The organism is Streptomyces sp. NPDC004284, from assembly GCF_042874035.1.
GTDB lineage: Bacteria > Actinomycetota > Actinomycetes > Streptomycetales > Streptomycetaceae > Streptomyces.
In genome coordinates, this window is sequence record NZ_JBIAMJ010000025.1 from 29,434 (window position 1) to 47,252 (window position 17,819).

15 protein-coding genes and 1 tRNA gene are annotated in these 17,819 nt (G+C 70.8%); 6 read left to right on the forward strand and 10 right to left on the reverse strand.

Translation table 11 applies throughout. The annotated features are described in order from the left end of the window. Nucleotides 1–247: 247 nt before the first annotated feature. Nucleotides 248–1,636 (reverse strand): cystathionine beta-synthase, encoded by a 1,389-nt coding sequence (locus ACFYUS_RS37060; protein WP_388862357.1) that lies wholly within the window; start codon nt 1,634–1,636, stop codon nt 248–250. A gap of 104 nt (nt 1,637–1,740) precedes the next feature. Between ACFYUS_RS37060 and ACFYUS_RS37065 the strand changes: the two genes are divergently transcribed. The 3 genes from ACFYUS_RS37065 (at nt 1,741) to ACFYUS_RS37075 (ending at nt 5,167) form a co-directional block, all read left to right on the forward strand. Then, nucleotides 1,741–2,742, forward strand: a complete 1,002-nt coding sequence (locus tag ACFYUS_RS37065) for an SGNH/GDSL hydrolase family protein (RefSeq protein WP_388862359.1) — start codon at nt 1,741–1,743, stop codon at nt 2,740–2,742. Between the two features lie 130 nt (nt 2,743–2,872). Next, nucleotides 2,873–4,093, forward strand: a complete 1,221-nt coding sequence (locus tag ACFYUS_RS37070; RefSeq protein ID WP_388862361.1) for an acetyl-CoA C-acetyltransferase — start codon at nt 2,873–2,875, stop codon at nt 4,091–4,093. A 240-nt stretch (nt 4,094–4,333) separates the two neighbouring features. Then, the gene (locus ACFYUS_RS37075) at nt 4,334–5,167 is read left to right on the forward strand and encodes a hypothetical protein (RefSeq protein ID WP_388862363.1); all 834 of its coding nucleotides are present in this window, start codon (nt 4,334–4,336) and stop codon (nt 5,165–5,167) included. 40 nt (nt 5,168–5,207) lie between these two features. Here the strand turns inward: ACFYUS_RS37075 and ACFYUS_RS37080 are convergent, their stop codons facing one another. After that, a complete protein-coding gene (locus ACFYUS_RS37080; RefSeq protein WP_388862365.1) occupies nt 5,208–5,537 on the reverse strand; it encodes a hypothetical protein in 330 nt (109 codons plus the stop codon). 117 nt (nt 5,538–5,654) lie between these two features. Further along, nucleotides 5,655–6,539: a Bax inhibitor-1/YccA family protein gene (locus ACFYUS_RS37085; protein WP_388862367.1), complete on the reverse strand. Its 885-nt coding sequence runs from the start codon at nt 6,537–6,539 to the stop codon at nt 5,655–5,657. 180 nt (nt 6,540–6,719) lie between these two features. Between ACFYUS_RS37085 and ACFYUS_RS37090 the strand changes: the two genes are divergently transcribed. Continuing rightward, entirely contained in the window at nt 6,720–7,340 is a 621-nt protein-coding gene (locus tag ACFYUS_RS37090) for a hypothetical protein (protein ID WP_388862369.1), read from the forward strand. Between the two features lie 8 nt (nt 7,341–7,348). Here the strand turns inward: ACFYUS_RS37090 and ACFYUS_RS37095 are convergent. Further along, nucleotides 7,349–7,433: transfer RNA gene (locus ACFYUS_RS37095), tRNA-Leu, on the reverse strand. Between the two features lie 391 nt (nt 7,434–7,824). On the opposite strand from ACFYUS_RS37095, the gene ACFYUS_RS37100 reads away from it, so the two are divergent. Then, complete coding sequence (locus tag ACFYUS_RS37100; protein WP_388862371.1) at nt 7,825–8,595, forward strand: ABC transporter ATP-binding protein; 771 nt, start codon at nt 7,825–7,827, stop codon at nt 8,593–8,595. A gap of 53 nt (nt 8,596–8,648) precedes the next feature. Then, a complete protein-coding gene (locus ACFYUS_RS37105; protein ID WP_388862373.1) occupies nt 8,649–11,180 on the forward strand; it encodes an ABC transporter permease in 2,532 nt (843 codons plus the stop codon). A 56-nt stretch (nt 11,181–11,236) separates the two neighbouring features. Here ACFYUS_RS37105 and ACFYUS_RS37110 read toward each other — a convergent pair whose 3' ends face one another. From ACFYUS_RS37110 to eno, 6 genes are all read right to left on the reverse strand, one after another. Further along, nucleotides 11,237–12,529, reverse strand: a complete 1,293-nt coding sequence (locus tag ACFYUS_RS37110) for a class I SAM-dependent methyltransferase (RefSeq protein ID WP_388862375.1) — start codon at nt 12,527–12,529, stop codon at nt 11,237–11,239. 196 nt (nt 12,530–12,725) lie between these two features. Then, nucleotides 12,726–14,111: an NAD(P)/FAD-dependent oxidoreductase gene (locus tag ACFYUS_RS37115; protein ID WP_388862377.1), complete on the reverse strand. Its 1,386-nt coding sequence runs from the start codon at nt 14,109–14,111 to the stop codon at nt 12,726–12,728. A gap of 370 nt (nt 14,112–14,481) precedes the next feature. Then, entirely contained in the window at nt 14,482–15,396 is a 915-nt protein-coding gene (locus tag ACFYUS_RS37120) for an exopolyphosphatase (protein WP_388862379.1), read from the reverse strand. Beyond that, nucleotides 15,393–15,932 carry a DUF501 domain-containing protein gene (locus ACFYUS_RS37125; protein WP_388862381.1) on the reverse strand — a complete coding sequence of 180 codons (540 nt, stop codon included), beginning with the start codon at nt 15,930–15,932 and terminating at the stop codon, nt 15,393–15,395. The genes ACFYUS_RS37120 and ACFYUS_RS37125 overlap by 4 nt, the downstream gene beginning before the upstream one ends. 31 nt (nt 15,933–15,963) lie before the next feature. Beyond that, the gene (locus tag ACFYUS_RS37130) at nt 15,964–16,434 is read right to left on the reverse strand and encodes a septum formation initiator family protein (RefSeq protein WP_388862383.1); all 471 of its coding nucleotides are present in this window, start codon (nt 16,432–16,434) and stop codon (nt 15,964–15,966) included. 90 nt (nt 16,435–16,524) lie between these two features. Beyond that, nucleotides 16,525–17,811: a phosphopyruvate hydratase gene (gene eno / locus ACFYUS_RS37135; protein ID WP_388862385.1), complete on the reverse strand. Its 1,287-nt coding sequence runs from the start codon at nt 17,809–17,811 to the stop codon at nt 16,525–16,527. Nucleotides 17,812–17,819 lie beyond the last annotated feature (8 nt).

Below are 17,819 nucleotides of genomic sequence, written 5' to 3' on the forward strand. Positions count from 1 at the left end.
GACCTGAGGAGGGGTGGACGCGGGGACCGCCGCACCCCCGTCACCGGGGGGCGGGACGACGGCGGTCCCCGCGGGGGACACGGGCCCGGGTCAGGGCCGGTCACCGCGTCCGCGGCGTCTGTGGAGGCCCGGGAGCCGCTCCGGAGGTCCGTGACGCCGACAGACACCAATGTGCCGGACGCGTGTTAAGCGGGTGCTGCGGGTACGTGTCGCCCTCGTACCATTCGCACGAACTGCTTCGTACCGCTTACTTCGAGCCGCCGTTGGCCAGGAAGGCCAGCAGGTCCTGACGGCTGACGACACCGGTCGGCTTGCCCTCGACCAGGACGATCGCCGCGTCGGCGGACTCGCCGAGGACGGACATCAGGTCGGCGACCGGCTCGCCGGAGCCGACCTGCGGCAGCGGCGCGCTCATGTGCTGCTCCAGCGGGTCCTCCAGGGAGGCCTTCTTGGTGAAGAGGTGGTCGAGGAGCTCGCGCTCGACGACCGAGCCGACGACCTCGGCGGCCATGACGTCGGGGTGGCCGGCGCCGGGCTTCACGATGGGCATCTGGGAGACGCCGTACTCGCGCAGCACCTCGATGGCCTGGCCGACCGTCTCGTCCGGGTGCATGTGGACGAGGGAGGGCATGCCGCCCTCCTTGTGGCGCAGGACGTCGGCGACGGTGGCGGTGGTGGTGTCCTCCAGGAAGCCGTGGCCGGCCATCCACTCGTCGCTGAAGATCTTCGACATGTAGCCGCGGCCGGAGTCCGGGAGCAGCACGACGACGACGTCGTCGGGGCCGAGCTCCTTGGCGACCTCCAGGGCCGCGACGACCGCCATGCCGCAGGAGCCGCCGACGAGGAGGCCCTCCTCCTTGGCGAGGCGGCGGGTCATCTGGAAGGAGTCCTTGTCGGACACCGCGACGATCCGGTCCGTGACGTTCCGGTCGTACGCGGTCGGCCAGAAGTCCTCGCCGACGCCCTCGACCAGGTACGGACGGCCGGAACCGCCCGAGTAGACGGAGCCCTCCGGGTCCGCGCCGATGACCTTGACCTTCCCGCCGCTGACCTCCTTGAGGTAGTTGCCGGTGCCGGAGATGGTGCCGCCGGTGCCGACGCCCGCGACGAAGTGGGTGATCTTCCCGTCCGTCTGCTCCCACAGCTCGGGACCGGTGGTCTCGTAGTGCGAGCGCGGGTTGTTCGGGTTCGAGTACTGGTCGGGCTTCCAGGCGCCCGGCGTCTCGCGGACGAGCCGGTCCGAGACGTTGTAGTACGAGTCCGGGTGCTCCGGGTCGACGGCCGTCGGGCAGACGACGACCTCGGCACCGTAGGCCCGCAGCACGTTGATCTTGTCGAGCGACACCTTGTCCGGGCAGACGAAGATGCACTTGTAGCCCTTCTGCTGGGCCACGATCGCCAGGCCGACGCCGGTGTTGCCCGACGTGGGCTCGACGATGGTGCCGCCGGGCTTGAGCTCGCCGCTCGCCTCGGCCGCCTCGATCATGCGCACGGCGATCCGGTCCTTGACCGAGCCGCCGGGGTTGAAGTACTCGACCTTGGCCAGAACGGTCGCCTGAATGCCCGCTGTGACGTTGTTGAGCTTCACCAGCGGGGTGTTGCCGACGAGGCTGATCATCGAGTCGTGGAATTGCACCGTAATCTCCGGGGTCTCCGTAATGGTGTGGCCAGCGTATGCGTAGTCGGGACGCCTTACGGGGCAGTTAGACCCTTAACGGCTTGAAGGAGGTGACGGCCCCCATGTCGAGGGCGAGGGTGGCGCGGCGGATCGCCGCGGGTGCGGCGTACGGCGGCGGGAGCATCGGGCTGATCGGGGTGGCGGCGGTGGGCCTCCTCCTGGCCGAGGCACAGCTCGCGAAGCGCTCGGTCTACGGTGTGCCGGCACCGCTGCCGCCGGGGGCGGACGGCCTCTACGGCCGGGCGTTCGGCACGGACGACCCGCTGCGGCTGGCCCTTCTGGGTGATTCCACGGCCGCCGGGCAGGGGGTGCGCCGCTCGGGTCAGACCCCGGGCGCGCTGCTCGCCTCGGGGCTCGCGGCGGTCGCGGAGCGCCCGGTGGTGCTGCGGAACGTGGCCCTGTCGGGGGCGCGCTCGGACGACCTGGAGCGGCAGGTCTCGCTGCTGCTCGCGCAGCCGCTCGGGCCCCCGGACGTGTGCGTGATCATGATCGGGGCGAACGACGTGACGCACCGGCTGGCGCCGACGGAGTCCGTGCGGCTCCTCGCCTCGGCCGTGCGGCGGCTGCGGACGGCGGGCGCGGAGGTGGTCGTCGGGACCTGCCCGGACCTCGGCACGATCGAGCCGGTCTACCAGCCGCTGCGCTGGCTCGCCCGGCGGGCCTCGCGGCAGCTGGCGGCGGCGCAGACGATCGTGGTGGTGGAGCAGGGCGGGCGGACGGTCTCGCTGGGCGACCTGCTCGGGCCCGAGTTCGCGGCGAACCCGCGCGAGATGTTCGGGATCGACAACTTCCATCCCTCGGCGGAGGGGTACGCGACGGCGGCGATGGCGATCCTGCCGACGCTGTGCGCCTCGCTGGGCGTCTGGCCGGAGCCGGACCGCCTGGAGCCGGACCGGCGGGAGAACATGCTGCCGGTGGCGAAGGCGGCGGCGGAGGCGGCGCGCGAGGCGGGCACGGAGGTCACGGGGGCCCGCGCCCCCTGGGCCCTCCTCAAGCACCGCCGCCGGCGGCGCCTCCCCGCCGCGGAGACTCCGGCCCCGGCCCCGGAGGACGCCCAGGCGTAGCCGCGGGGCACCGCCCTGAGCGTACGCTTAGAAAAGAGGTCCGCGTCACACCGTCCGGGCGGTGACCCGTGCGGTACGTACGGGTAACTTCCTGTTCAGTCCGCCCCCTCCGCACCCTCATGGAGCCGTGATGCCCGAAGCCGTGATCGTCTCGACCGCCCGTTCGCCCATCGGCCGGGCCTTCAAGGGCTCCCTGAAGGACCTGCGGCCGGACGACCTCACCGCCACGATCATCCAGGCCGCCCTGGCCAAGGTGCCCGAGCTGGACCCGCGGGACATCGACGACCTGATGCTGGGCTGTGGCCTGCCCGGCGGCGAGCAGGGCAACAACCTGGGCCGCATCGTCGCCGTGCAGATGGGCATGGACCACCTGCCGGGCTGCACGATCACCCGGTACTGCTCCTCCTCCCTGCAGACCTCCCGCATGGCCATGCACGCGATCAAGGCGGGCGAGGGCGACGTCTTCATCTCGGCCGGTGTCGAGATGGTGTCGCGCTTCGTGAAGGGCAACTCCGACTCGCTGCCCGACACGCACAACCCGCTCTTCGCCGAGGCCGAGGCCCGCACCGCCGCCGTCGCCGAGTCCGAGGGCTCCACCTGGCACGACCCGCGCGAGGACGGCCTCGTCCCCGACGCGTACATCGCCATGGGCCAGACCGCGGAGAACCTGGCCCGCTGGAAGGGCATCAGCCGCCAGGAGATGGACGAGTTCGGCGTCCGGTCGCAGAACCTCGCCGAGCAGGCCATCAAGAACGGCTTCTGGGAGCGGGAGATCACCCCGGTCACGACCCCCGACGGCACGGTCGTGTCGAAGGACGACGGCCCGCGCGCCGGCGTCACCCTGGAGGGCGTCTCCGGGCTCAAGCCGGTCTTCCGCCCCGACGGCCTGGTCACCGCCGGCAACTGCTGCCCGCTGAACGACGGCGCCGCCGCGCTCGTGATCATGTCCGACACCAAGGCCCGCGAGCTCGGCCTGACCCCGCTGGCCCGCATCGTCTCCACCGGCGTCTCCGGCCTCTCCCCCGAGATCATGGGCCTGGGCCCGGTCGAGGCCTCCAAGCAGGCCCTCAAGCGCGCCGGCCTGACCATCGGCGACATCGACCTCGCCGAGATCAACGAGGCCTTCGCCGCCCAGGTCATCCCCTCCTACCAGGACCTGGGCCTGGACCTGGACAAGGTGAACGTCAACGGTGGCGCCATCGCCGTCGGCCACCCCTTCGGCATGACCGGCGCCCGCATCACCGGCACGCTGATCAATAGCCTCCAGTTCCACGACAAGCAGTTCGGCCTGGAGACCATGTGCGTCGGCGGCGGCCAGGGCATGGCGATGGTCATCGAGCGCCTCAGCTAACCCATGGCCGGGTGCGTCAACCGCACCGCGTCCGAGCCGTGACCGAATCTCCCCCAGGATGTGACCTATATCCCGGGGGAGTTCGTTTTCCCAGGTCAGAGCAGTTCCGGGACTAAACACCTGGTAGAAATACCTGTCCAATTCGTGACGTAATGCACTGACAGCGGGCACCGCCCCGGGACAAGCTGATGTAGGAAGTCGGGGGATCGACTCGGAATCGGGAGTACGTCAGTGAGCGCCATGTCTCTTGCCCTGCTGCTGACCACGGCCGCTGCCACGGCCGTGGGCGCTGCTGCCCTGCACGCCGTCCACGGTCTCCGCAAGGAGGTCGGCGCCCTGCGGGGCGAGCTGGCCGCCGGTCACGGCGCCACGGTCCCCGCGGCCCGCGCCACGCCCGCCGCGGAGATACGGGCCGCGGTCGCCGAGGCGCTGGCCGAGGAGCGCGAGCGCGAGCTCGCCGAGGCGCGCGCCTTCTGGGCCGCGCAGGAGGCCCGTGACGCGGCCGACGCCCCGTCCCTGCTCGGCGGTCCGGTCGGCCCGGCCGACGAGGGCGCCTTCTTCGTGCCGCGCCAGGCCGACTTCGTGGGCCTGGAGGCGATGGCCCTGGAGGCCATGGAGGCGGAGGCCGCCGCGCTCGACGGCCCCGACCCGCTGGACGCCTTCGACGCCTTCGACGAGTACCCCGAGGACTCGGCCGAGCTGGCCGCGGCCCGCCGCCGCCACCCCTCGCACCCGGACTTCGTGCCGGTGCAGACGCCGGTCGTCACCGACCACGAGCGGACGGTGGCCCGCCTGGAGGAGCTCGCGGACACCCGCACCGCGCTCACGGACGTGCGTCCGGGCCCGCTCGGGACCCTCGACGTGTACGTCTTCGCGGACGGCACCACGCTCTGTATGACCCCGGGGCACCGCGAGACCGCGGAGCGCCTCGCGGAGGCCCTGCGCGCGGGCCGCACCCCGGTCCTGCTCGGCGGCTCGGGCGTCTCGGGCGCCTTCGCCCTGACCTTCTCGTACGGCGACTCGGACGAGGAGAACGTCTACATCCTCGCGGACCGCGTCATCGCCTCCCTGTAAGCCCCCGCAAGCCCCCCAGGGGCCCCAGGGAGCCGTCCCCCTACAGCCCCGAGCGCTCCGTCGCCTCCCGCACCAGCCTCACGGCCTCGTCCAGCTCCCCCTCGTGGGAGCCGGCCGGGGCCGTTCGCAGGATCTCGGCCAGATCGTTCCCGGCGACGGTGAGCTGGTCGCCCACCGCGAACAGGCCCGCGTCCGGCATGGTCCTCGGCTCCCGGTCCGGGTTCTCGGCACGCTGGGCGCGTACCGACAACTCCCTCGCGAGGGCCAGCCCCTCGGCCGCCGCACCCTTCTGGAGGCGGCTGTGCGGGGCCGCCCGCAGCCGGTCGGCGAACCGCTCGACGGCGGCGGTCAATTCACTCGTATCGTGCACGCCGCGACCCTACGCGCCCGCCCGGCACCCGTGCCAACACGCCCCTTCCCGGACATGCGGAAGGGCCCGCCCGGCGCGAAGCCGGACGGGCCCTTCCGTCGTTCGGAGCGCGACGCGTCAGTCGTCGCCCTGGAGGATCGACAGCAGACGCAGCATCTCCAGGTAGATCCACACCAGGGTCATGGTGAGACCGAAGGCGGCCAGCCAGGCCTCCTCGCGCGGCGCGCCGTAGGTCACGCCGTCCTCGACCTGCTTGAAGTCGAGGGCGAGGAAGCAGGCGCCCAGGATGATGCCGACGATGCCGAAGACGATGCCGAGGCCACCGCTGCGGAAGCCGAGGCCGTCACCGCCGGCGAAGACCGAGAAGAGCAGGTTGACGGCCATGAGGATCACGAAGCCCATGGCGGCGGCCATCACGAAGCCGTAGAAGCGGCGGGTGACGCGGATCCAGCCCATCTTGTAGGCGATGAGCACACCGGCGAAGACCGCCATCGTGCCCAGGACCGCCTGGACGACCACGCCGTCGGCGATGTACGTCGAGACGGCCGCGGAGAGCACGCCGAGGAAGACGCCCTCGAAGGCCGCGTAGCCCAGGATCAGCGCGGGCGACGGCTTGCGCTTGAAGGACTGCACCAGCGACAGGACCATGGCGACCAGGCCGGCGCCGATGGCGATGCCGTACGACTTGCCGAGGTTCGCCGGGTCGACCGGCAGCAGCAGCCAGGACAGGACGGCGGTGAGCACGACCGTGCCGAGCGTCATGGCCGTACGGCTCACGACGTCGTCGATCGTCATCACGTTGCCGCGGGCCTGCTGCGGGGCACCGAGCTGGACGTCCTGCGGGGCGTACGGGTTGGTCGCGTACGGGTTCGCCGCGCCCTGGGCGTACGGGTTGGTTCCGACGGCGGGGCCCCCGGCCTGCGGCTGCTGCGCGTTGAAACCGGCGTAGCCGGCGTCGCGGCTGAACCCCCGTCGCGAGAAGACCGGGTTGCTGCTCCTCATCTCACTCCTCCATGGCGGACCGCACGGCGCGGCCCTGCGTCAAGGGTAATGGGTAGGCAAAAGAAACTCCCTAGTGCTCCAGGAGGATCTTTTCCCGTCATTTTTCGATCTTCGTCGACGACGGCCGGTCCCGCTCCACCAGGCTCGCCCCTGTCAGGAACCCCTCCCCAGGAGAGCCACATGACCGCCGTACCGAACGCCGTCTGGACCCTGCGCAACGCGACCGCGTGGGTCTTCCTCGCGGGCGAGCACCTCACGAAGCCCGTGATCCTCGTCGGCGACTCCGGCACCGACCTCGCCACCCTCACCGAGGCCGCCGACCACGACGCGTACGCCCTCCGCTCCGAACTCCACGCGCGCGGCCACGACCTGATCCTGCTCGCCCTCTCCGAGGGCGGCTCCATGACCGGTGACGGCGGCGCCGTGCAGAACACGGTCCTGCGCGCGACGGCCGAGCGGTACGGCTCCGCCCCGCTCGTCGTCGGCGGCACCGGCCACGGCGCCCTCGCCGCCCGCTACGGCCTCGCGACCATGGAGTACCAGCGGATCGACCACCAGACCTCGGTCCACTTCTCCCACGACGGCGCCGCCCCCGCGCTGGAGGACGAGGCCGAGCTGGACCGCACGGGCGGGCGTCCGCAGCGGCCGCTCTTCCTGCGCATGGTCGACAGCGGCGTGGACGACGGGCTGGGCAAGGACGACGAGATCGCCGACGACGTGATCACCGGCGAGGCGGACGGGAGCGGCGCGCTCCTCTCCGAGGAGTACGGCTCCTGGCTGCTGGAGCGCCTGCCGTCCTAGCGACACCGTGGTGCCCGGAGCCGGACTCGAACCGGCACGGCCCGAAGGCCAGCGAGGTTTAAGCTCGCCGTGTCTGCATTCCACCATCCGGGCGTCGCCGCGAAGCTCCGCGTCGGCACATGAGCCTATCGGGACGCTTTCCCCCGATCAGCGGAACGTCGTCCCGATGTTGTCTTATTTTATTGACGTCTGAGGGTGCGTCAGCGCAGGTGGGAGGCCTTTCGCCAAACTGTGACGGGGGTCGCAGGCGCAAAGCCGTACCCGCTGGAATGACGAAAAGTCGCCGCAGGTCTGTCACCTCCGTCCGGCGGGTTCCCCGCCGGACGGACTCGGGGCTCCCGTCATCCCAAAGGAGGAGAGACCGGACCTCCGGTCAGACTCGAGACTGCCCCCAGAACGGGCACGTGGGCGGACGACCCGAAGCGGAACGCTCGACACGATGGAGGGGTTCCCGAATCGCAGTCGCAGTGACAGGAGTCCTCCCGTGACCACCACCCCCACCGTGTCCCGCGCCACCGCGGTGGCCGCCCGCGCCACGGATCTCACGAAGGTCTACGGTCACGGCGAGACCCAGGTGGTCGCGCTCGACCATGTCACCGTGGACTTCCGCCAGGGCGAGTTCACCGCGATCATGGGCCCCTCCGGCTCCGGCAAGTCGACGCTCATGCACTGCGTCGCCGGCCTGGACTCCTTCTCCTCCGGCTCGGTCCGGATCGGCGAGACGGAGCTCTCCACCCTGAAGGACAAGCAGCTCACCCAGCTGCGCCGGGACAAGATCGGCTTCATCTTCCAGGCCTTCAACCTGCTGCCGACGCTGACGGCCCTGGAGAACATCACGCTGCCGATGGACATCGCGGGCCGCAAGCCCGACAAGCAGTGGGTCCAGCAGGTCATCGACATGCTCGGCCTCTCCGGCCGGCTCAGCCACCGCCCCTCCGAGCTCTCCGGCGGCCAGCAGCAGCGCGTGGCCGTGGCCCGCGCCCTCGCCTCCCGCCCCGAGATCATCTTCGGCGACGAGCCGACCGGAAACCTGGACTCCCGCTCGGGCGCCGAGGTCCTCGGCTTCCTGCGCAACTCGGTGCGGGAGCTGGGTCAGACCGTCGTCATGGTCACCCACGACGCGACGGCCGCCTCCTACGCGGACCGCGTGATCTTCCTCGCCGACGGCCGGATCGTCGACGAGATGATCCGCCCGACGGCGGACGGCGTCCTCGACCGCATGAAGGCCTTCGACGCCAAGGGCCGTACGAGCTGACGCGGCCCCGAGCCGCTCCCGCCCTCCGCCTTCCCGAACTTCAGGACCCCGCCATGTTCCGTACCGCCCTGCGCAACGTCCTCGCGCACAAGGCGCGGCTGCTGATGACCGTCCTCGCCGTGATGCTCGGCGTGGCCTTCGTCTCCGGCACCCTCGTCTTCACCGACACCCTCTCCAGCGCCTTCCGCAACCAGTCGGCCAAGAGCTACGACGACGTCGCCGTCGCCGTCAGCCTGCGGCCCGACCCGGAGGAGGCCCGCAAGACCCCCGGCCTCTCCCAGCAGGTCGTCGACAAGGTCGCGAAGCTCGACGGCGTCGCCTCCGTCACCCCCCGCGTCGACGGCTTCGCCGGCGTGCCCGACAAGAACGGCAAGCTGATCGGCCTGGGCTGGGCCAACAAGGGCGCCAACTTCGCCCCCAGCAAGGACGGCAAGGACGCCGCGTACGCCTTCGCGTCCGGCGACGGCCCGGTCGAGGCCGACCAGATCGCCCTCGACAAGGCCACCGCCGACAAGGGCGGCTACAAGGTCGGCGACACCGTCCGCGTCGCCACCAACGGCCCGGTGAAGGAGTACACCCTCTCCGGCGTCTTCACGACCGAGGACGGCGCCGTCAACGCGGGCGGCAGCCTGGTCCTGTTCGACACCCCGGTCGCCCAGAAGCTCTACCTGAAGCCGGGTTACTTCTCCGACCTGAACGTCGTCGCCGCCTCCGGCGCGCACGCCGACAAGCTCCTCGACGAGGTCCTCACCGTCGTCCCGAAGGCCGCCACCGCCCAGACCGGCCAGGCCCTCGCCGACGAGCAGGCCCGGCAGATCGAGGACGGCATGGGCACCCTCAACCAGGTGCTCCTCGGCTTCGCCGGCATCGCGCTCTTCGTCGGCGTCTTCCTGATCTCCAACACCTTCACGATGCTGGTCGCCCAGCGCACCAAGGAACTCGCCCTGATGCGCGCGGTCGGCGCCTCGCGCAAGCAGATCACCCGCTCCGTCCTCGCCGAGGCCGGTCTCGTCGGTCTGGTCGCCTCCGCCGTGGGCTACGCCTGCGGCGTCGGCCTCGCGGTCGGCCTGCGCTCCGCGATGACCGCCTTCGACCTGAAGGTCCCGGACGGCCCGCTGGTCCTCGAAGCCGCCCCCGCCCTCGCCGCCTTCGGCGTCGGCGTCCTGATCACCATGCTCGCCGCCTGGCTGCCCGGCCGCCGCGCCGCGAAGATCCCGCCGGTCGCCGCCATGAGCAGCGTCCACGCCACCGCCAGCACCAAGTCGCTCGTCGTGCGGAACTCCATCGGCGCCGTGCTCACCGCGATCGGTGCCGTCCTGATCGTGCTCGGCGCCGGCCAGGGCGGCGACCAGGGCCGCATGCTGATCGCGGGCGGCGCCTTCGCCACCCTCATCGGCGTGATCGTCCTGATCCCCTTCCTGTCCCGGCCCGTGATCGCCCTGATCCGCCCGCTCTTCGTGTCGGTCTTCGGGGTCTCCGGCAAGCTCGCCGGCCTGAACGCGGTCCGCAACCCGCGCCGCACCGGCGCCACCGCCTCCGCGCTCGCCATCGGCCTGACCCTGGTCACCGGCCTCTCGGTGCTCGGCGCCACGGTCGGCTCGGCCCTCGACAAGGCGACGACCGACCAGATCAAGGCCGACTACATGGTCACCATGGCCAGCGGCACCGGCCTCAGCGACGAGGCCCTGACGGCCCTGGAGAAGGCCCCCGGCGTCACGGCGGTCTCCCCGCAGCAGTCCGGCGCCCTCGACATCAAGGGCAAGTTCACCTCCGCCTCCGGCGTCACCCCCGGCGCCATCGAGAAGGTCCTCAAGATCGACGTCGTCAACGGCTCGATGGACTCCCTCGCCAAGGGGCAGATCGCCGTCGACAGCAAGACCGCCGAGAAGCGCGGCCTGAAGGTCGGCGCCGCGGTCCCCGTGGAGTACATGGACAAGCAGAAGGCCAGGCTGACCGTCGGCGCGATCTACGAGAGCAGCGACTTCGTCTCGCCCGTCCTCATGGACAAGAAGCTCCTCGACGCGCACGAGCAGCAGCCGTACGTCCCGCAGATCTTCGTCAAGATGGACGGCGGCGCCTCCGCCGCCGGCGAGAAGGCCCTGTCGCAGGCCATGGGCGACAACCCGGCCATCACCGTGATGGACAAGAAGGACATCCGTGACGCCTTCGGCGGCCCGATCAACATGATCCTCAACGTCATGTACGGCCTGCTCGGCATGGCCCTGATCATCGCCGTCCTCGGCGTCGTCAACACCCTCGCGATGTCCGTCTTCGAGCGCCAGCAGGAGATCGGCATGCTGCGGGCGATCGGTCTCGACCGGCGCCGGGTGAAGCGGATGGTCCGTCTGGAGGCCGTGGTCATCTCGGTGTTCGGCGCGGTCGTCGGCATCGGCCTCGGCTCGTTCCTCGGCTGGGCGATCGGCGAGACCGTCAAGAGCAGCCTGCCGGGCTACGCCCTGGTCCTGCCCTGGGACCGGATCGGGCTCTTCCTGGTCCTGGCCGCCCTGGTCGGCGTCCTCGCCTCCCTGTGGCCGGCCCGCAGCGCGGCGAAGCTGAACATGCTCTCCGCGATCAAGGCCGAGTAGTACGGATGCGCGAAGGGCCGGTCTCCCCGTCGGGGAGACCGGCCCTTCGCGCATTCTCACTCCTGCCAGACGCGCGGCCGCAGCGCCGTCCCGCTCGCCCCCGAGACCGGGGTCTTCACCGCGAGGAACTGGTTCACGCCGATCCGGTTGCGTTCGAAGGAGACCGCCGAGGCCGCCATGTAGAGCCGCCAGATCCGGGCCCGGCCGGGCGAGGTGAGCCGGACCGCACGGTCCCAGTCGGCCTCCAGGTTGGCCACCCAGCGGCGCAGGGTGAGCGCGTAGTGCTCGCGGATCGCCTCGACGTCCCTCACCTCGAAGCCGGCGTCCTCCAGGGTCGTCAAGGTGCGGCCCATGGGGGCGAGTTCGCCGTCGGGGAAGACGTACGCGTCGATGAAGGCGTCGACCTCGTAGGCCTCCTCGTCGGGCTCGGGGCGCCGGGAGATCTGGTGGTTGAGGAGCCGCCCGCCGGGCTTGAGGAGGCCGTACAGGTCGTCGGCGTACTCCCGGTACTTCGCGGTGCCGACGTGCTCGGCCATGCCGATCGAGGAGATCGCGTCGTACGGACCGTCGGTGACGTCGCGGTAGTCCTGGACGCGGATCTCGATCAGGTCGGTGAGTCCCTCGTCGGCGATCCGCTTGCGGGCGTAGGCCGCCTGTTCGCGGGAGAGGGTGATGCCGACGACCTTCACGCCGTACTCGCGGGCCGCGTGGAGGGCCATGGAGCCCCAGCCGCAGCCCACGTCGAGGAGCCGGTCGCCCTCCTTGAGGTGCAGCTTGCGGGCGATGAGGTCCAGCTTGTCGCGCTGGGCGTCCTCCAGGGTGCCGTCCTCGGTCCAGTACGCGCACGAGTAGACCATCGAGGGGCCGAGGACCAGCTCGTAGAAGTCGTTGCCCACGTCGTAGTGGTGACTGATCGCCTGCTTGTCGCGGCGCCTGCTGTGCCGGCTGCCGCTGCGGCCGCGGATCTCCTCGGCCGGGGGCTGCGGCGGCGGCAGGGGCCCGGCGAGCCGCAGCAGTCCGCGGGCGGCGGCCCGGAGCCTCGGATCGCGCACGGAGTCGAGCAGGCTCCTGGTCTCCCCGTCGCGCTCCCACAGGAGGCCCGAGAGGCGGTCCAGGAGGGCGTAGAGGTCTCCCTCGACGTCGATCTCGCCGGCCACCCAGGCGCGGGTCAGGCCGAGTTCGCCGGGCTTCCAGATCATCCTCCGCAGGGCCCGGCGGTCGCGGACGATCAGGACGGGGCCGTCCGCGGGGCCTGCTTCACTGCCGTCCCAGGCTCGCAGACGGACCGGGAGCGGTCCCCCGAGGAGTTCCTCGGCGAGAGTCGTCAGCCGCGACGCGGCGTCGGCCATGGTGCACACCTCCGTGATCTCGTGCCCCAGAAATGCTCGTCACCAAGGGAACACCGTCCGTAGGCGTTTCCAGTCCCGCCACCGCGCAACAAGTCGGCAAAACACGCGAAGGGCCGTCCGCACCACGGATGGCGGACGGCCCTTTTACGGCCTTGCGTGTACTGCTGGTCCTGCTGGTACTGCTCCTGCGGGGGTCTTACGAGGCCTTGGCCTTCTCCTGCGCCGGGGCGGCCGGCGCCGGGGCGGGCTTGGCCGCCTCGTAGAACTCCTCGCGCGGCGTCTCCATGGCACCGAGCGACACGACCTCGCGCTTGAGGAACATGCCGAGGGTCCAGTCGGCGAAGACGCGGATCTTGCGGTTGAACGTCGGCATCGCCATGCCGTGGTAGCCACGGTGCATGTACCAGGCGAGACGGCCCTTGAGCTTGATCTTCATCTTGCCCATGACGATCATCGCGACGCCCTTGTGCAGGCCGAGGCCAGCCACCGCGCCCTTGTTGGCGTGGCTGTACTCCTTCTGCGGGAAGCCGCGCATGCCGGCCACCACGTTGTCGCCGAGGACCTTGGCCTGGCGCAGGGCGTGCTGGGCGTTCGGCGGGCACCAGGCGCGCTCGCGCGGGACGCCGGCCTTGATCGCGGCCATGTCCGGGACCTGGGCGTTGTCGCCAGCGGCCCAGACGTAGTCCATGCCGTTGACCTGGAGCTTCTCGTTGCAGTCCACGTGGCCGCGGGGGCCGAGCGGCAGACCGAAGCGGGAGAGCGCCGGGTTCGGCTTCACGCCGGCGGTCCAGACGATCGTGCTGGAGTCGACCTCGAGGCCGTTCTTCAGGACGACGTGGCCGTCGACGCAGGAGTCCATGGAGGTCTCGAGGTAGATCTCGATGCCGCGGGACTCCAGGTGCTCCTTGCCGTACTGGCCGAGCTTCGGGCCGACCTCGGGAAGGATCTTGTCGGCCGCGTCGACCAGGATGAAGCGCATGTCCTCGCGCGACACGTTCTGGTAGTACTTCGCGGCGTCGCGGGCCATGTCCTCGACCTCGCCGATCGTCTCGGCGCCGGCGAAGCCACCGCCGACGAAGACGAAGGTCAGCGCCTTCCGGCGGACCTCCTCGTCGGTGGTCGAGTCGGCCTTGTCGAGCTGCTCGAGGACGTGGTTGCGCAGGCCGATGGCCTCCTCGATGCCCTTCATGCCGATGCCCTGCTCGGCGAGGCCGGGGATCGGGAAGGTGCGCGAGACCGCGCCCATCGAGATGACCAGGTAGTCGAACGGCAGCTCGTACGACTCGCCGACGAGCGGCGCGATCGTGGCGACCTTGCGGTCCTGGTCGATGGTGGTGACCCGGCCGGTGAGCACCTCCGCTCCACGCACGACGCGCCGCAGCGGGACGACGACGTGACGCGGCGAGATGCTGCCGGCGGCGGCTTCGGGCAGGAAGGGCTGGTAGGTCATGTACGACCGCGGGTCGACGACCGTGACGGTCGCCTCCGCGTAGCGCATCTTCTTGAGGATGCGCCGAGCTGCGTACAGGCCTACGTACCCGCCGCCTACTACGAGGATCCTGGGACGCTCCGTGGTGCTCATGGGATCGAGTATCCACCCCGCCTGAGGGGGGTGCTCGTGCGCCCCTTCACAAGGTTCGGAGACACCTCTGCTACACTCCGCCGCCCACGTGATCCATGTCATGGTGTTGCAAAGGAACCAGGGTGCAAGGGCGAACGTTGTTCACCCCTTGTGAACTGGCCTGGAGAGGGCCTGTTCACCTCGAACCGCACGGTGCGTTCACGCGATGGAAACAGCGAGCGAAGTAGCCCTCGCACCTGCGAAAGGGCCCTGAGACGCCCCTCGGAGGGCCTAAAGACCTTCCTCCGGCGCCATCAGGGCCCTTTTCCTTGTGAAGAACTTCACGAACTTCTATCGAAAGACCGTCCCGGAAGGGCTCGATAGCCGCCCGCTATGCCACGGATAGGGCGATCCCATCGAGAATGTCGTGCTCGCTGACGACGACCTCGCGGGCTCCGACGCGCTCCACGATCTCGCGCAGGACGAGCGCCCCGGCGATGATCACGTCGACCCGGCCGGGGTGGATGACGGGGATCGCGGCCCGCTCGTCGTGGGTGGAGGCGAGGAGGCGGTCGGTCACCTCGGCGACCTGTTCGGCGGAGATCCGGGAGTGGTGGACCTTCTCGGAGTCGTACTCCGGGAGCCCGAGGGCGATGGCGGCGACCGTGGTGACGGAGCCGGCGAGCCCGACGAGGGTCTCGGCGGTGCCGATCGGGACGGTCTCGGCGGCCAGGTCGAGCGCGGTGCGGACGTCGGCGCGGATCGCGGCGACCTCCTCGGCGGTCGGCGGGTCGTGGCGGACGTGCCGCTCGGTGAGCCGGACGCAGCCGATGTCGACGGAGCGGGCGGCCTCGACGTGCTTGTTGCCGACGACGAACTCCGTCGAGCCGCCGCCGATGTCGACGACCAGCCGGCGGTCGTCGCCATGCAGCTCGCCGGTGGCGCCGGTGAAGGAGAACGCGGCCTCCTGGTCGCCGGTGATGACCTCGGGCTCCACGCCCAGGATCTCCACGACCCCGTTCACGAAGTCCTCGCGGTTCTCGGCGTCGCGGGAGGCGGAGGTGGCAACGAAGCGGAGCCGCTCGGCGCCCAGCTCCTTGATGACCTCGGCGTACTCGCGGCAGGCCGCGAAGGTCCGCTCCAGCGCCTCGGGGGCGAGCCGGCCCGTCTTGTCGACGCCCTGCCCGAGCCGGACGATCGTCATCCGCCGGTCCAGCTCGACGAGGTCACCCGTCTCCGGGTGGACGTCGGCGACGAGGAGGCGGATGGAGTTCGTGCCGCAGTCGATTCCGGCGACCCGGGTCATTCGGAGGACTTCCCTTCGTCGGTGCACGGGTTCACGCACGGGCCCTTCGCCCACCACTCCGGCAGCATCGCGAGCGCCTCGTCGCCGAACGGGTTCACGCCCGGTCCGGCGGCCAGCGAGTGGCCGACGAGGACGTGCAGGCACTTGACCCGGTCCGGCATGCCGCCGGCGCTCGGGAAGCCCTCCAGGACCTCGATGGCGTCACGGCGGGCGATGTAGTCCTCGTGCGCGGCCCGGTAGGCGGCGGCGAGCTCCGGGTCGGTGGCGAGCCGGGCCTGCATCTCCTTCATGACCCCGTTGGCCTCGAGGGTGCCGATGGCCGAGGCCGCCCGCGGGCAGGTCAGGTAGTACGTGGTCGGGAACGGCGTGCCGTCGGGGAGCCGGGGCGCGGTCTCGACGACGTCCGGGTTGCCGCACGGGCAGCGGTGCGCGATGGCGCGCAGGCCGCGGGGCGGGCGGCCGAGCTGGAGCTCGAAGGCCGCGATGTCCGTCTCGGTGGGCTCGGTGCGGTCGGTCTGCGGAGGGGGCGTGTCCATGTCTGCCTTGTTCGTGTGTCGCGGAGGAGGGTCAGGGGCGGTCGGCGTGGTCGACGCCGTCCCAGAGGTTGTCGTACCAGGGGCGGTCCTCCGCGCCCTGGTCGGCGCGGGGCCGCTGCTCCGCGTCGGGGTCGTTCACGGTGAAACCGGTCTCGCCGGGGAGCAGGTAGTGCAGGTGCTCGCGGGCGAGGCGGCGGACGTAGGCCGGGTCCTGGAGGCGGGCCTTCTCGTCCTTCAGTTCCTCGACCCGCCGGGCGGCCTCGGCGGCCCGGCGCTCCTGCTCGGCGATCTCGCCCTGCTGGGAGACGTAGCTCCGCATCGGGTAGGCGAGCGCCACGACGAGGGAGCAGACCACGAGGGCGAGGAAGGCCGCGCGGCCGGTGAGCCGCGAGCGGCGGGCCTGGCGGCGGGTCTGGGAGCGGTAGACACGGGCGGCTGTCTGCTCGCCGAGCAGTCTGATCCGGGTCGCGGTCGAGAACCGGTCCCGGTCCTTCGCGGCCATGTCGTGTCGCCTCCCCTGTTCACGCGTACGTCCCCGCACACGGTACGGGACCGGGTGCGGGGACGGACGTATCTACAGCGTCAGGCCTGTTCAGCCCTTGAAGCGCGGGAAGGCGCTGCGGCCGGCGTAGACCGCGGCGTCGTCGAGGATCTCCTCGATGCGCAGGAGCTGGTTGTACTTGGCGACGCGCTCGGAGCGGGCCGGGGCGCCGGTCTTGATCTGGCCGCAGTTGGTGGCGACGGCGAGGTCGGCGATGGTGACGTCCTCGGTCTCGCCGGAGCGGTGCGACATCATGCACTTGAAGCCGTTGCGCTGGGCGAGCTCGACGGCGTCCAGGGTCTCGGTCAGCGAGCCGATCTGGTTGACCTTGACCAGGAGGGCGTTGGCGGTGCCCTCCTCGATGCCGCGGGCGAGGCGCTCCGGGTTGGTGACGAAGAGGTCGTCGCCGACGAGCTGGACCTTGGAGCCGAGCTTGTCGGTGATGACCTTCCAGCCGGCCCAGTCGTCCTCGAACAGCGGGTCCTCGATGGAGACCAGCGGGTACGCGGAGACGAGCTCCTCGTAGTACTCGGTCATCTCGGCGGCCGAGCGGGACTTGCCCTCGAACTCGTACTTGCCGTCCTTGTAGAACTCGGACGCGGCGACGTCGAGCGCGAGCGCGATGTCCTTGCCCGGGACGTAGCCGGCCTGCTTGATGGCCTCCAGGATGAGGTCGAGCGCCTCGCGGTTGGAGTCCAGGTTCGGGGCGAAGCCGCCCTCGTCGCCGAGGCCGGTGGAGAGGCCCTTGCCCTTCAGGACGGCCTTGAGGGTGTGGTAGACCTCGGTGCCCCAGCGGAGGGCCTCGGAGAAGGACTCCGCGCCGATCGGGGCGATCATGAACTCCTGGATGTCGACGTTGGAGTCGGCGTGCGACCCACCGTTGAGGATGTTCATCATCGGAACGGGCAGCAGGTGCGCGTTCGGGCCGCCCAGGTAGCGGAAGAGCGGGAGGTCGCTGGCCTCGGAGGCGGCGTGCGCGACGGCGAGGGAGACGCCGAGGATGGCGTTGGCGCCGAGCGAGCCCTTGTTCTCCGTGGCGTCCAGGTCGAACATGGCCTGGTCGATCAGGCGCTGCTCGGTGGCGTCGTAGCCGACGAGCTCCGGGCCGATCTGCTCGATGACGGCGAGGACGGCCTTCTCGACACCCTTGCCCTGGTAGCGGTTGGGGTCACCGTCGCGAAGCTCGATGGCCTCGAACGCACCGGTGGAGGCGCCGGACGGAACAGCAGCACGGCCGGTGCTGCCGTCGTCGAGGCCGACCTCGACCTCGACCGTGGGGTTGCCTCGGGAGTCCAGGATTTCCCGGGCTACGACGACGTCGATGGACGGCACGAGCATCTCCTTCT

What these genes read in the sequence shown, in the direction of transcription:
- ACFYUS_RS37065 (WP_388862359.1), top strand. Translation starts at nt 1,741, where the DNA reads ATGTCGAGGGCGAGGGTGGCGCGGCGGATCGCCGCGGGTGCGGCGTAC.
- ACFYUS_RS37070 (WP_388862361.1), top strand. Translation starts at nt 2,873, where the DNA reads ATGCCCGAAGCCGTGATCGTCTCGACCGCCCGTTCGCCCATCGGCCGG.
- ACFYUS_RS37075 (WP_388862363.1), top strand. Translation starts at nt 4,334, where the DNA reads ATGTCTCTTGCCCTGCTGCTGACCACGGCCGCTGCCACGGCCGTGGGC.
- ACFYUS_RS37085 (WP_388862367.1), bottom strand. Translation starts at nt 6,539, where the DNA reads ATGAGGAGCAGCAACCCGGTCTTCTCGCGACGGGGGTTCAGCCGCGAC.
- ACFYUS_RS37090 (WP_388862369.1), top strand. Translation starts at nt 6,720, where the DNA reads ATGACCGCCGTACCGAACGCCGTCTGGACCCTGCGCAACGCGACCGCG.
- ACFYUS_RS37105 (WP_388862373.1), top strand. Translation starts at nt 8,649, where the DNA reads ATGTTCCGTACCGCCCTGCGCAACGTCCTCGCGCACAAGGCGCGGCTG.
- ACFYUS_RS37110 (WP_388862375.1), bottom strand. Translation starts at nt 12,529, where the DNA reads ATGGCCGACGCCGCGTCGCGGCTGACGACTCTCGCCGAGGAACTCCTC.
- ACFYUS_RS37115 (WP_388862377.1), bottom strand. Translation starts at nt 14,111, where the DNA reads ATGAGCACCACGGAGCGTCCCAGGATCCTCGTAGTAGGCGGCGGGTAC.
- ACFYUS_RS37120 (WP_388862379.1), bottom strand. Translation starts at nt 15,396, where the DNA reads ATGACCCGGGTCGCCGGAATCGACTGCGGCACGAACTCCATCCGCCTC.
- ACFYUS_RS37125 (WP_388862381.1), bottom strand. Translation starts at nt 15,932, where the DNA reads ATGGACACGCCCCCTCCGCAGACCGACCGCACCGAGCCCACCGAGACG.
- ACFYUS_RS37130 (WP_388862383.1), bottom strand. Translation starts at nt 16,434, where the DNA reads ATGGCCGCGAAGGACCGGGACCGGTTCTCGACCGCGACCCGGATCAGA.
- eno (WP_388862385.1), bottom strand. Translation starts at nt 17,811, where the DNA reads ATGCTCGTGCCGTCCATCGACGTCGTCGTAGCCCGGGAAATCCTGGAC.